General features: G+C 42.5%; 9 protein-coding genes and 1 tRNA gene. All 10 read left to right on the forward strand.

Annotated elements, in window-relative coordinates; all coding sequences use genetic code 11:
- Positions 1 to 58 precede the first annotated feature (58 nt).
- The 10 genes from AAG747_RS20635 to AAG747_RS20680 all read left to right on the forward strand — a co-directional run bounded on the left by AAG747_RS20635 (position 59) and on the right by AAG747_RS20680 (position 14,600).
- The gene (locus AAG747_RS20635) at positions 59 to 1,564 is read left to right on the forward strand and encodes an MBOAT family O-acyltransferase (protein WP_346823121.1); all 1,506 of its coding nucleotides are present in this window, start codon (positions 59 to 61) and stop codon (positions 1,562 to 1,564) included.
- Positions 1,565 to 1,655: 91 nt separating this feature from the next.
- Positions 1,656 to 1,729, forward strand: a tRNA-Asn gene (locus tag AAG747_RS20640).
- Between the two features lie 224 nt (positions 1,730 to 1,953).
- Positions 1,954 to 3,165, forward strand: a complete 1,212-nt coding sequence (locus AAG747_RS20645) for an MFS transporter (RefSeq protein ID WP_346823122.1) — start codon at positions 1,954 to 1,956, stop codon at positions 3,163 to 3,165.
- An 80-nt stretch (positions 3,166 to 3,245) separates the two neighbouring features.
- Positions 3,246 to 4,160 carry a site-specific tyrosine recombinase XerD gene (gene xerD / locus AAG747_RS20650; RefSeq protein ID WP_346823123.1) on the forward strand — a complete coding sequence of 305 codons (915 nt, stop codon included), beginning with the start codon at positions 3,246 to 3,248 and terminating at the stop codon, positions 4,158 to 4,160.
- A gap of 269 nt (positions 4,161 to 4,429) precedes the next feature.
- Entirely contained in the window at positions 4,430 to 4,993 is a 564-nt protein-coding gene (locus tag AAG747_RS20655) for an RNA polymerase sigma-70 factor (RefSeq protein WP_346823124.1), read from the forward strand.
- A gap of 203 nt (positions 4,994 to 5,196) precedes the next feature.
- Positions 5,197 to 6,330, forward strand: a complete 1,134-nt coding sequence (locus tag AAG747_RS20660; protein ID WP_346823125.1) for a FecR family protein — start codon at positions 5,197 to 5,199, stop codon at positions 6,328 to 6,330.
- Between the two features lie 274 nt (positions 6,331 to 6,604).
- Positions 6,605 to 10,243, forward strand: coding sequence for a SusC/RagA family TonB-linked outer membrane protein (locus AAG747_RS20665; RefSeq protein ID WP_346823126.1), 3,639 nt, complete (start codon positions 6,605 to 6,607; stop codon positions 10,241 to 10,243).
- A gap of 103 nt (positions 10,244 to 10,346) precedes the next feature.
- Entirely contained in the window at positions 10,347 to 11,801 is a 1,455-nt protein-coding gene (locus AAG747_RS20670) for a RagB/SusD family nutrient uptake outer membrane protein (protein WP_346823127.1), read from the forward strand.
- Positions 11,802 to 11,842: 41 nt separating this feature from the next.
- Complete coding sequence (locus tag AAG747_RS20675; RefSeq protein WP_346823128.1) at positions 11,843 to 13,210, forward strand: zinc-binding metallopeptidase; 1,368 nt, start codon at positions 11,843 to 11,845, stop codon at positions 13,208 to 13,210.
- A 55-nt stretch (positions 13,211 to 13,265) separates the two neighbouring features.
- Positions 13,266 to 14,600, forward strand: a complete 1,335-nt coding sequence (locus tag AAG747_RS20680) for a DUF4302 domain-containing protein (RefSeq protein WP_346823129.1) — start codon at positions 13,266 to 13,268, stop codon at positions 14,598 to 14,600.
- Positions 14,601 to 14,847: the final 247 nt, after the last annotated feature.

The raw sequence follows: 14,847 nt of genomic DNA on the forward strand, positions 1-14,847 counted from the left end.
TGGGTGTAAGGCATTATAAGCCGGCAAATGAACAAGAATTAATTTTTTTACTCTCCTCATGTTGGATCATTTTATATATTCTGAAAATAGTCCTTTATTATTTACACAGGCCAAATTTTGGGTGTTTTTCGGGGCGATTGTTTTGCTTTATCAACTGGTATACAAGAAGGTCTATTACCGGAATCTGATCTTGTTGCTTTTCAGTTTGTATTTTTATTATCTCTCCAGTGGGTTCTATTTTACACTGTTACTATTCTCCACGCTGGTGGATTATTACTTGGGTGATGCCATCTACAAAACCCAGGATATAAAGAAGAAAAAACGCTATGTTACCTTGAGTGTCGTAATCAACCTGGGGGTGCTGAGCTATTTTAAATACACCTACTTTTTTACAGATACTTTCAATCAAATCTTCCAAACCAACCTGCAAGCCAATAATTTGCTGGCGCAATTGGCCAACGGACTGTTTGGAACGCATTTGGAAGTTGCTCACATTTTCCTTCCTGTGGGGATTTCTTTTTTTACTTTTCAAACAATTAGTTATTCCATTGATATCTACAGAGGGCATGTGAAACCTGTCAAAAGCATTATTGATTTTGCTTTTTACGTCAGTTTCTTTCCGCAGTTAGTAGCGGGACCTATCGTCAGGGCTGCAGATTTTGTTCCTCAGATTTATAAAAAATACCATTTGAGTCAGGAGGAATTCAGTAGGGCATTTTTCTTAATTGTGAATGGCTTGGTTAAAAAAATCTTGATTTCAGATTATATCTCTGTCAATTTCGTAGACCGCGTCTTCGAAAGCCCTACGAGCTATTCCGGTTTTGAAAACCTGATGGCTGTATATGGCTATGCCATTCAAATTTACTGTGACTTTTCGGGATATACCGATATCGCCATCGGTGTGGCTCTGTTATTAGGGTTTCGCTTACCGCTCAACTTTAATTCACCTTATCAGTCTACGAGTATCACGGATTTTTGGCGGAGATGGCATATTTCACTGTCCAGCTGGCTGCGTGACTACTTGTATATCCCATTGGGGGGTAACCGGAAAGGAAACAGCCGGACTTATGTCAACTTATTAATCACCATGTTGTTAGGCGGTTTATGGCATGGAGCCCATATGCGATTTGTCATTTGGGGCGGTTTACACGGCTTGGCACTGGCATTCCATAAACTATGGAGTAGCTTCTTTAAAAATAAAGTCAAGGAAAACTTTGCCACCAAATTGGTAGCCGGGTTTATTACCTTTCATTTTGTCTGTTTCTGTTGGATCTTCTTCCGGGCCAATTCCATGGATGCCGTTTATCAAATGCTGTTGCAAATTTCAACCAACTTCCATTATGAACTAATCAACGAAGTGTTGAAGGCATATAGCAATATTTTTATCGTAATGTTGATAGGGTATGCCCTGCATTGGACCCCTTCTTCGGTCAAGTTGAACGTCTCTAATGCCTTTGCCCGCACTCCGGATTATGTGAAAGCCTTTATGTTGATATGCATTGCCATATTTTTGTTTCAAATGAAATCTTCTGAGATTCAGCCTTTTATTTATTTTCAATTTTAAAGGCGAAAAAAAAAATAGATTTTTTTTCAAAAAAGACTTGCAGGAATGAGGTTCCCGATATAGTTTTGCATCCGTAATTAAACAATTACACTCCTCCATAGCTCAGTTGGTTAGAGCGGCTGACTGTTAATCAGTAGGTCCTTGGTTCGAGTCCAAGTGGGGGAGCTTCTCAAAAAGCAGTTGTGTGAAAATACAACTGCTTTTTTATTTTTTAAATCCTGTGTAAAGGTGAAAATTTCATCCCCCAGGAATAAGGATTGATCCTATTTGTAGGGTTGGACCGGTTCTCAATTTATGAATTTTGATACCAACTTTTCTTGTTTAGCGCTCATTGAAAATGTTTCCGGTTTCAAGATTTAATCCCAATCTTTTCGGATATTTGCAACCTGATGCAAACCCAGAAAAAGACAATAACCCAAGATAAACCGGCTACAGCGCGTATATACGGGCTACAATTTGTTTTTTTGTGCCTGAGCTCTTTCCTATTTTTTCTCAGTTTTAATTTAATTATTCCCGAATTGCCCGACTATTTGAGTAGTATGGGAGGGGAGGAATATATCGGTTTGATTATCGGTTTGTTTACATTGACCGCAGGGGTTTCCCGGCCGTTTAGTGGTAAACTTGCCGATCATTGGGGGCGCATTCCCGTGATGATATTGGGAGCGGTAGTATGTTGTATTTGTGGGGTGTTGTATCCCTTTTTAGTGAGTGTTTCCGGGTTTCTTCTGTTACGATTGATGCATGGGTTTTCCACAGGATTTAAACCTACAGGTACCTCGGCATATGTAGCAGACTTGGTGCCGGCTAATCGTAGAGGGGAAGCGATGGGAATTTTGGGATTCTGTGGGAATATTGGAATGGCTTCAGGGCCGGCTTTAGGAAGTTGGGTTGCAACGGAATTCTCTTTGGACAGCATGTTTTATATCTCGGCTGCTGCTGCAATCTTATCTGTGATTGTGTTGGCCGGTATGAAAGAAACCTTGCCCAATCCCAAGCCTTTTCAATGGAAAATGTTGAGCGTAAACAGTAAAGAAGTGATAGAGCCCAGAGTATGGTTGCCCTCGGTGATTTTAATGTTGAGTATTTTCCCGCTTGGAATTGTACTTACCTTGATCCCTGACTTTAGCAAGCATATTGGATTGGAAAACAAAGGGATTTTTTATACGTATTATACCTTGGCTTCTTTGATGGTTCGAATCCTTGCCGGAAAAACGTCTGACCGCTATGGAAGAGTGCCGGTCATCATTGTAGCTTTGCTTGTGCTGGTCATCGCAATGGTGTTTCTGGGAATGGCCGAAACCAAGACGGGACTGTTAACCGGAGCTGTGTTGTTTGGCTTGGGTGTGGGAATGAATAATCCTACCATCATTGCCTGGACGATAGATCTTAGCCATGAGCAACACCGGGGAAAAGCCATTTCTACCATGTATATTGCTTTGGAAACAGGAATTGGTGTCGGTGCGGTATTTAGCGGTTGGTTGTATGGAGGAGCCGTGGAAATGTTGAAATATTCTTTTTGGTCGGGAGCCATTACCTCTTTTCTGGCTTTGTTGCTACTGACCGTACAAGCAGGCAAAAAATATAGAAAACAAAAAGAGTAGGTCAAGGTATATGTAGCAGGGTAAGAAATGCTCATACCTTCATGCCTTCAATCTTCAACCTTCAATCTTGCAATAAGCTTATGGATTGGCATGTAGCCCGTGAAGAATTTAAAAATTACTTAAAACTGGAAAGATCGTTGACGGGCAACACAGTAGAGGCGTATGTCAGAGATTTGACTAAGTTGGTGGAGTTTTTTGAGTTACAGGAGTTTTCTTTGAGTCCCGAAACCGTGGAAAGCAGTCATATCGAAGGGTTTTTAAAATACCTTACCGAGTTGAATGTATCTTCCTATACCCAAGCCCGTATTTTGTCCGGCGTAAAGGCATTTTATAAATTTCTGATCCAGACAGATTATCAGGATACCGATCCTACGGCCTTGATTTCCTCGCCAAAGCTCACCCGGAAGTTGCCGGATACCTTGGAGTTTCATGAAATAGAAGAGCTATTGAGCGTCATTGATATGGCCAAGCCGGAGGGAACCCGGAACCGGGCCATCATCGAAGTCCTTTACAGTTCGGGGTTGCGGGTATCCGAACTGCTCAATTTGAAATTGAATAACCTGTATTTTGATCTGGGATTTATCAAAATTCTGGGAAAAGGGAGAAAAGAACGCTTTGTACCCATTGGGAAAGATGCCATGAAATATACACAATTGTATATCACGGAGTATCGAAACAAAATGAAAGTCAAAAAGGGCCATGAAGATTTTGTGTTTTTGAATAGAAGGGGGGCTCAACTCACCCGCGTGATGATTTTTACGATTGTGAAAAATTTGGCCAAAGCCATTGGCTTGAATAAAAATATCAGTCCGCATACGTTCCGGCATTCTTTTGCTACCCACTTAGTAGAGGGTGGTGCCGATTTGAGGGCGATTCAGGAAATGCTCGGGCATGAATCTATTACCACTACTGAAATTTACACTCACCTGGATATGAGTTATTTGCAACAGGTGGTTCACGAGTTTCACCCAAGAGGTAAGGGGAATGATCAGTGATCATCCAACGTGAATTAGAGGAAATGTTGACAACTAAGAATATGAAAGACATTCTTGCTATTTGACGAATAGCTCCCTGCTTATTTTACCAAATTCCCATCTGTATTTCCTGAAAGACTTCTTCCTATCATATTGAATTCTGGCGGCTTAGCAAGTACACATTCCTTAAAATTGTTTATTTTGGGTTTTGATTATCCGAATACCAGGAATCACATACAAGCAATCAATACCCTATATGTAATGGAAAACTAAGCTAAATACGCCAGAAATTGAAAGAGTACACAGACCAAAAACTATCTAAATTACTAAATCAAGGAGACCCCAAAGGGTTTAAAATGATCTTTGATCAATACTATCGCCCCTTGACACTTTTTGCCTATAAGTATCTTCAAGATATGGAAGAAGCCCGGGAACTCTCACAAGACTTCTTTGCCCGGCTTTGGGAAAAACATGCTCAATTAAATATTAACCTTTCTTTGAAAGCATACCTGTACCGTGGTGTGTACAATGCCTGTCTGAGTCGCTTGAAAGCAAACTCAAAATATCATCACGTAGTGAATATGCCTGAACTGGTAGCCCATCAGGAGGATAGTTTGCACCGGATGATGCTTGCCGAACAGGAAGAGCTGCTTATCCGGGCCATCGAAAACCTGCCCGCAAAATGCCGTGAAATTTTTGAGCTCAGCCGTTTCGAACAGTTGAGTAACCGGGAAATTGCAGAGAAAATGGACTTATCCGTCAAAACCATTGAAGGGCAAATGACCATCGCTTTAAAACGTCTACGGCAGGTGCTGATTTGTGTATTGCTCTTTTGTGTGTTATCGGTTTATTAAGTTTAGTACACGTCTTTTATAAAATGACAACCCATAAACCTACTGGGGTATTTTTTGTGTCATATGTTGAAAGGGGGCGTTTTTTTCGATTGTTTTCTCTTTGTAGGAGAGTGTAAAAGAGCCTTTTTTAAAAAAAAGAAAAAAACTACAATCTTTTTTAGGGGTAGTAAGGCATTTTGATGTCTTATGCTTTGAATGTCACTATGGAAAAACCAAACTCACACCAGGACAGAAGGTGGTATCTTGCCGCAAAATTGCTAACAGATCAACTCAGTTCCAAAGAACAAGTGGAATGGGAAGGCTGTTTGGCAAATGATGAAGCCTTTAAAACGGACTTTGAGCGGCTATCGCAGCATTGGAGAAAACTGGATCAACTTCCTTATCAAGAAGTGAATACACAGAATGATTGGGAACTCCTGGTGAAGCGTTTACAAAAAGAACAAAACTTTCCTAAGGGCAAAAGACCTTTATTGCCCTGGGTGAAAATAGCTGCGGCGGTGCTGTTGCTTCTGTTGGCAACCGTATTGTTTTGGCAGACGGACATTACCCTCTTAACCAATACACAACACAGCGAATCCTCTTTGCTGGTGGTGGAAGCGCCCATGGGTTCCAAATCAATGGTCAACTTACCGGATGGCTCTAAAGTATGGCTGAATGCAAAGAGTAAGATCACATTTGATGACCGTTTTAATGTTGATAACCGGGATATCTATTTAGAAGGGGAAGCATTTTTTGATGTGGAAAAAGACAAGGTCCCTTTTACGGTACATATTGACCAATATGATATCGCAGTGTTGGGGACGGCATTTAATGTGCGGGCTTACCCGGAAGACTCCAACATCATCACCACCTTGGTGAGGGGTTCTTTAAAGGTACAACCCAAAATTCCGGGAACCCGGCATAAGGACATTCTCCTCAAGCCCAATGAAAAAGTGGTGTTGCAGAAAAGCAAACAAGTAGCGGATAGTCTTTCTGGGGATAAGGAAAATGATCCGCCGGCAAAGTCAATACCTTTGTCTGTGACCAAAGCACCGGAATTGATCAAAAATGTAGATACCCATATTGAAACGGCCTGGCGTGAAGGATGGCTGACCATTCAAGGAGAATCATTGGAAGAGTTGGCTAAACGTATGGAAAGGCTGTATGATATAGAAATTTCGTTTGAGAGTGAAGAATTGAAATCGTATCGCTATACTGGAAATATCAAGCAACTAAGCTTGGAACAGGTTCTCAAGGCCTTGGCACTTACTTCTCCGGTAGAGTTTACGATTCATGAAAAATCCGTATCTCTCGAATTGAATCAACAAGAGAAATCGAAATACCAAAAAATGCAATAGTCAAGAGGGTTCAAGGGTGGACAATACTACGATACTTCTTTTACCACTACCTCTTTTCAGGAGCAATATTATCATAATGATCTAAACTGTTATAAATATGAAGAGACTCTACGCTTTCTATCCCAGTTAATTTTCAAATTCCATAAAACAAAAAAGGACCGTAAATGCCGCCACATTTACGGGTCCGTAAGGCCTGGTTACAGGTTTCACTATGCCCATTTTCCGGACATAGTCAGGGATTCTATTTGTCTAAACCAAAACCCCCCTTAAAACTATGAAAAAACACAAATACGATCAAGTACAAGCTTGCTCGGTATTTATGAAAATTGCATTAATCATGAAAATATGGCTTTTATTGCTCATTATTACTGTTGATGTAACCTTAGCCGACACGGCTTTTTCCCAGGAGATTAGTGTAAAGATTAAAAACCTTACCCTAAGGGATGCTCTCCGTACCATTGAGAAGGAAAGTGCTTACTCCTTTTTTTATAACGATGCCTTCACTGCACTTAATAAAAAAGTGTCCTTGAAATCCAATACGGCATCCTTTCAAGTTGTGATGGATAAAGTGTTGAACGGCACCGGATTGACATATAAAATTCTGGAGGAGAATTTGGTGGTAATTGCGCCAAAGGAAGTGATTGAAGTGTTGAAAATATCAGGGCGAGTCATCTCCGGTTCCGATAAACAACCACTTCCGGGTGTCAATGTATTTGTCAAAGGAACCAGCAAAGGGACGATCACCAATGTAGAAGGAAAGTTTGAAATTGAAGCGGCTAAAGGCGATTCTTTGATCTTTTCTTTTATTGGATTTGTGACGGCTACCGTTCCGGTGACCAATAAAACCCAATTGGAAATCACTTTGGAAGAAAATGTACAGACGCTCAATGAGGTAACCGTCATCTCTACCGGATATCAAAATGTAGATAAGAGGTTGTTTACCGGGTCGGTAGTGAAATTGGATGCCGAGGAGATTAAAACCGAGGGCTCCATTGACGTAAGCCGGATGTTACAAGGCCGGGCAGCCGGCGTATCCGTACAAAATGTATCGGGTACATTTGGCGCAGCCCCCAAAGTCCGTGTACGGGGAGCAACTTCGATTACCGGAGATAACAAGCCGCTCTGGGTCGTGGATGGAGTGGTACTGGAAGACGTGGTCAACGTCTCTACGGACCAGCTTACTTCCGGTGATCCCAGCACCTTGATAGGCTCTTCCGTGGCCGGTTTGAATGCGGATGATATTGCCAGTATTAACATCCTGAAAGATGCTTCGGCTACGGCTTTGTACGGTGCCCGTGCAAAAGACGGGGTGATTGTGATTACCACTAAAAGAGGTCGTATAGGCAAACCCGTAATTACTTATACGGGAAATTATTCTACTTACCTCAAGCCGAGTTATAACGATTATAACATTCTCAATTCGGCAGACCAGATGTCGGTATATTTGGAAATGGAGCGCAAAGGTCTGTTGAATCATTCGGATGTGTCCAGGCAGGCCAATGGGGGAGTATTTGCCAAAATGTACGATCTGATCAATGAAGCGTATGACAGTGATAAGGATAATTTCGGATTGGAAAATACTCCTGAAGCCCGGGCCCGCTTTCTGAGGCGCTATGCCGGAGCCAATACCGATTGGTTTGACCTCCTGTTTCGCAATTCCTTTATACAAGAACATTCGTTGAGTGTTTCTACGGGAACAGAAGCTTCTCAAATGTACTTTTCCACCAGTTATTATAACGACAATGGTTGGAGTATTGCGGACAATGTGGATCGTTACACGGTCAATGCCCGGGGGAATTTTAAGCTTTCGGATAGGTTTAACATTGGTTTGGCTACCAGTGGAGCCATTCGTAATCAAGGTGCTCCGGGTACGATTTCACGCTCTACCAATGCGGTAGAAGGAAGTTATGACAGGAATTTTGACATCAATCCCTTTAGCTATGCCTTGAATACCAGTCGCGTGTTGACGGCTTATGATGAAAACGGGGAGTTGGAGTATTTCAGACGCAACTATGCTCCTTTTAACATTATCAATGAAGTGAATAAAAACTCTATTGATTTGAACCAATTGGACCTGAAGCTACAAGGAGAATTGGGATATCAAATTGCCAAGGGGTTGAAATACGATTTCTTAGGGGCTATTCGCTATGTGAAAACGACTACTGAGCACAAAGTGAAAGAGGGGTCAAACATGGCCGAAGCGTACCGGGCAGCCAGCTCCGAAACCGTCCGGGAGGGCAACAACTTCCTGTATAATGACCCGGACTTTCCCAATTTGCCTCCGATTGTCGTCTTGCCTTCCGGTGGGTTTTATAACCGCACCGAAGACCAAATGGTCAGTTACTATTTCAAAAACCAGTTGAGTTGGAATGCAACGTTTAAGAAGATTCATAATATCAACCTGGTAGCAGGACAGGAGATCCGTCAGATCGATCGGCAAAATGCCTTTAACAAAGGCTATGGCTATCAATTTGAACAAGGGGGAGTGGCCTTTACCGATTACCATATCATCAAACAACTGATTGAGCAAAACAATGCTTACTTCGGGGTGGGCAATTCTTACGACCGTTATGCCAGTTTCTATACGGCTGCTACCTACTCTTACAAAGGCAAGTATGTGTTGAATGCCACTACCCGTTGGGACGGTTCAAACCGCTTGGGAGAATCAAGGAATGCCCGTTGGTTGCCCACTTGGAATGCCAGTGTGGCTTGGAACGTTGATGCAGAAGACTTTATGCAAAACTGGGAAGGTATCGATTTCCTGACCTTACGGGTAGGGTATGGTTTGACTGCCAATACCGGAAATGCTACCAACTCTTCCGTTGTGTATGCGAACGGTACCACCAGACGACCCATTATTGGCGATATCGAATCTCAGATCGAAATCGAAAACCTGGAAAACAGCGATCTTACCTGGGAGAAACAATACGAAGCCAACATCGGACTGAATATAGGAGTGTTCGACCGTTTAAACCTGACGGTAGATTATTATACCAGAGACCACTTTGACTTGATCAGCTGGATCAGGACTTCGGGTATCGGTGGTGAGGGGATCAAAGCCATCAACTATGCCGATATGAAATCGCATGGGGTGGACCTTTCGTTGGGAGCCAAGATCCTTACTACAGGCAACCTGAAGTGGAACTCAAACTTTATCTTCAGTTATAACAAAAATGAAATCACTCATTTGAAAAACTCTCCACGGATCTACAACCTGGTGTTCCCCGAAGGTGGCGCATTAGAAGGTTATCCGGTGCGAGGTTTATTCTCTTTGAACTTTCAGGGGCTTTCGCCTGAAAACGGAATGCCTTTGTTTATCAACGAAGAAGGTGAACTCAGCGAAGATATTTATTTGCAAAGCGAAGGCTTAGACTATCTGGTGTACGAAGGGCCGGTAGATCCGCCTATTACAGGGGGATGGTCCAATACATTTACCTATAAAAATTTCACGCTGAATGCCTTTGTTACCTATCAGACAGGAAATAAAGTAAGGTTGGACCCTACTTTCAGGGCGAGATATTCTGACCTGGATGCGATGCCGCGGGAGTTCCTCGATCGTTGGACATTGCCTGGAGACGAAACCAGAACCCAAGTGCCTTCCATCCTGGATGAAGTAGAGTTATCCAAACTGAATTCTTCTTATCCTTATAACAATTACAATTATTCTACAGCCCGGGTAGCTGACGGTTCTTTTATCCGCTTAAAGAGTGTATCACTGACCTATCAATTGCCTGTCAAATCTCTGTTAGGAGCAAATTTCCAAAGTGCCTCTTTCAGCCTGGTGGGTACAAACCTTTGGTTGATCTATGCGGATAAAAAGCTGTACGGACAGGATCCCGAATTTTTTGGGGCTGGTGGAGTGGCATTGCCTATTGCCAAGCAAATTACCGCTTCGGTAAAAGTAAGTTTCTAGTGTATTTATATAAATAGAATTTCAAGTAGAGGAACAATACGGTATTTATCGGGAATAAATAAAACGCCTCTACCGAATCATTCAAATAAAGCATATGAATTTGATGAAAAAATATAGTTTACTCCTGCTGCTTAGTTGTGCTTTGCTCAGTGGCTGTGATGATTTTTTATCGCAGGTTCCAGACAACCGCACCTCTCTGGACACCGGAGAGAAGATTGCAGCGCTGTTAGTTTCGGCATATCCGGAGGGCAATTACATCACCTTTTGTGAAGCCATGAGTGATAATGTGACGCAAAACACCAATTCGGCCATAAAAGATGACCGGAATGCAGATGCGTATTTTTGGAAAGATGTGGCCTCTACCGCACAAGATTCTCCGGAATATTATTGGAAATCCTGCTATCAGGCAATTGCGGCTGCCAATCATGCCCTGGAAGCCATAGAAAAGGCAGGTGACCCTACTGAGTACCAAGCGCAGAAAGGAGAAGCATTGGTAGCCAGAGCGTATTCGCATTTCATGCTGGTGAGCTTGTTTGCAAATATGTACAATCCGGCTACGGCCGCTGCCGATCCCGGTATACCTTACGTCACCGAACCGGAAAAAGAGTCCTTAAAAACCTATGAGCGCAAAACGGTGGCGTATGTGTACGAAATGATCGAAAAAGACTTGGAGGAAGGTATTCCTTTGATCAATGACAATGCGTATCAATCCATTGCTTTCCATTTTAATAAAAAAGCAGCTCATGCTTTTGCTACACGCTTTTACCTTTTCAAACAGGCCTATGAAAAAGTGATTGAGCATGCTAATCAGGCTTTCCCGAACGATGCGATCAAAGAGTATATACGCGAATGGAACGGAGAATATCAGGACCTGACTGCTGATGAATTAGGTTTGCATTACACCAGTTCCAATGAAAAAGCCAACCTTTTGCTTTGTGAGACTTCTTCCCTTTGGGCGCGAAGCTATGGCAGGTATCAATTTGCCACGGATAATGCGAAGCAACAAGAAATCGTTGGGTCTGACAATGTGATGGGAGGAGGTTATGATTATAAAGTGTATCTGTATTCATCCTTAGGAACGTATTTCGTGTTGAAGTTTGAAGAGCATTTTGTCGTGACCAATACCAATTCCAATACCGGATTGCCATATACGATTGTACCGCTGCTCTCTTCCGAAGAGATGCTGTTTAACCGGGCTGAAGCTTATGCCAAACTGGGTCGCTACGAAGAAGCGTTGGCTGATTTGAATATTTTCGCCAGCAAGCGGATGAGTAATTATCAGCCTCAACATCATGATTTGAATGAAAATAAGGTCAGAGATTTTTATGAAACGGGCGATACGGAAGAAGCGTTGATCGCGGCCATCCTGGATATGCGCAGAGCGGAGTTTTTGCACGAAGGCTTGCGTTGGTTCGATATTTTACGCTACCGTTTGCCGGTGGTACACCGGACAAACAGCGGGGAAGTTTACGAGCTCAATCCTGGAGATCCTCGAAGGGTATTGCAAATTCCTCCGGAGTCCATCACGCTGGGAGGTTTGGAGCCCAATCCTCGCTAGGCCTTTGAATTTTATCCTTATTGATCTAAACCTATTTAGTCATGATAAATAAAAAGTTTATGTTGTTGTTGGGCTCATTGATGTTGATTTGGGCATCATGTGAAGACCCCTACAATGACGAATTGAATCTTGATCAACTGAATTTTGGAGAGAGCCTTCCGAAAACCGAACTGGATAATTGGTTGTATGAGAACTTTACCTCTCCGTATAATATTGAAGTAAAGTACCGATGGGACGCCTCTGAAACCGATGTGGATTATACGTTGGTGCCTCCCAAACCCGAAAAGGTGACGGAAGTAATGACTTTAGTAAAGGAGGCATGGATTGCTCCCTATATGAAAATAGCCGGAGCTGGCTTTTTCAATTCGTATAGCCCTAAGCAATTTGTACTATTGGGAAGTGCCAAATACAATCCGGGCGGAACCATCACCTTGGGGACGGCAGAAGGGGGGAGGAAAGTTGTGCTTTATGTAGTCAATGATTTTGACCTGGGTAGCCGGGAACATATTAAGCACGTGATGCATACCGTACATCATGAGTTTGCGCATATTCTGCATCAGAATATTCTCTATCCCAGTGAATTCAAATTGATTACCCCTGGGGATTATTCTTCTTCGGATTGGGACGAGTTTTCCGATGCTGAAGCCCGTAGAATGGGTTTTATTACCAATTACGCTATGGCTTCTCCGGACGAAGATTTTGTAGAAATGCTTTCGACCATGTTGGTAGAAGGGCACTGTGGGTATGAGAATATTTTAAGCGCTATCCAAGTGAGAGGCAGTGATGGAGAAGTAGATGAAGAAGCGACCAATAAAGCGGTGGAGAATATCCGGAAAAAGGAGCAAATCGTGATCAATTATTTGAAAGAGACCTACAATATTGATTTTGAGGATTTGCAAACGGAAGTACAAGCCTCTATGGATCAGTTGGCTCCTCCGTATACTCTGCTCGACCAATGGGGAAGTGACAAAGCATATTCCACCGTCAGGTTGTCTCCTGAGCTAGTCAACGGTTTGCCAGATGCCTTTTTAGCGATGTATAACGAAGCCAAAGAGAATTTGAAAAATGATACCGGGCTGGACTTGGTATATATGGAGCTGATTTATGATTCTGAGAACCAGATTCTTTTACACTTGCCGATTAAGGACAGCGGGGGAACCGTTTATAATGCTTTGTTTGCCTATAAACCTGAAACGGATGAAAATGGGAAGCTGACATTTGTTTATCAGGGAAGTAATGGCAACGGTAACTTTATCAGTGGGATGGTAAAAGCTCTGACGGATCATTTGGAAAACAACGCTTTTGTGGTGGAATGGTATCATCCGGCTAACAATCCTTGTGCCCAGTATCCAGGCTTCTTTCCGGAAGGAAACCCCGAGGCATATTTCTTCGGTAATCTTCACAACTAAATTAAATGCTGTCAGGCATTTGACTTTATGAATTTTGGATGAAAAAACAATGTAAATGAAACAAATACTGAATCATATAGCTTTGGGAATCACAGGGTTGTGGCTGTTTACAGCTTGTGAGAATAACTACGAACCTGATTTTTCCCAAGAAGCGGACCAACGCCTGAATGTTCAGCTCACCGAATACCAGACACTTTTGGAAGGCGCGCCTCACGGGTGGAAAGCCATGGTTAAAACCGGAACCAATACAGGCCTCTTTTACTATTTCGATTTTAAAGAAGGGAATGAAGTAGCAATGTTGTCGGATTTTAACAACGGTACGGCCACGGATATACAGGAAAGTATCTGGCAACTTAAGGGATTGCAACGCCCTACATTGAGTTTCCCGGTGTACTCTTACGTACATTTACCGGCTGACCCGAAAGGCAGTGTGAACGGAGGAACCAATGGTAAAGGCTTGGTTTCCGATCATGAATTTGCGATTACCAGAGTGGAAGGGGATACGGTGTTTATGGAAGGGCTTTTACGAGGCTCGGAAAGTTTTATGATCAAAGCGACCGAACAAGAAAAACAGGCTTATCAAAACGGCCGGATTAAGCAAATGATGGCACATACGTTGACCTACAACGAAGCGTATCCTTACCCCTATTTGGAACAAGGGGAAACTTCTCTCCCTCTTGCCATTAATGAAGTGGCTAAAGTGTTTTCATTGATCATTACGGGCGAAGAAGGAAAACTGAATATTCTCAGTGTGCCCTTTTCTTATTCGGCTACCGGGATTTTTTTATGGGAGGAAGTAAAGTTGAACGGTACAAGCTTTCGCGAAATCATTTGGGATGCGGATGCGGAAGAGTATTATGTAATGGCGGGTGGTACACGGATCAATTTTGCTTATTCACCCTCTCCGGTAATTGTGGATGCAAATCCTCCGCTTTATCAATCAATTGGCCGGGAGTATACTTCCGTTACTGTTGACCCGGCCCGGTTAAACGGCTTGCCTGATGCTTTTCTGGATATTTACAACCAGTCTGCGGCCGGTTTGTCCACGGTGGGAGGTTTGGGAATCATCATGGATTATTTTACCCTCACCTTTGATCAAAGTGATGTGGTAACCTTTACCATTCGTATGCATGTGCCTTCGGGAACGGTATATTATTCCAATTACAAATATGTGAAATCGGTAGATGAACAAGGGAAAATGACTTTTACCCTGAAATCCATGGATAGCAATGCCAACTTTATTGCTTCAGGGGTCAAACCTTTATTGGATTATATAGGAGGCAATATGTTCGGGATGCAACTGGTAGCCTATCCGCGGGCAGGAAGTTTTCTGGCAGGAATGTATCCCGAAGGAAATGCAGATACCTATTTCTTCGGGATATTGGAATAGTGATCCGTCAAGCGTTTAATATGTAATTCTGGTATTGAATTTTGTATTTGAAAAAGCGTGATTGCGAATAAATACAGATTGAAGTGGTTTACACGTATCGTTTTTGACCGAAGATGGAATCCAAATCGGCTCATCAAGGCACTTTTTGAAGAGAATAGCCAAAGCTATTGTTGAAAAAAGGAACACAGAGGAGGCGTTTTTGAAATGTTTTTTAGGAAAAAGAAAAAGTTTAATTCACTTCATTGTC

The organism is Rapidithrix thailandica (assembly GCF_039710355.1).
Classification (GTDB): Bacteria; Bacteroidota; Bacteroidia; order Cytophagales; family Flammeovirgaceae; genus Rapidithrix; species Rapidithrix thailandica.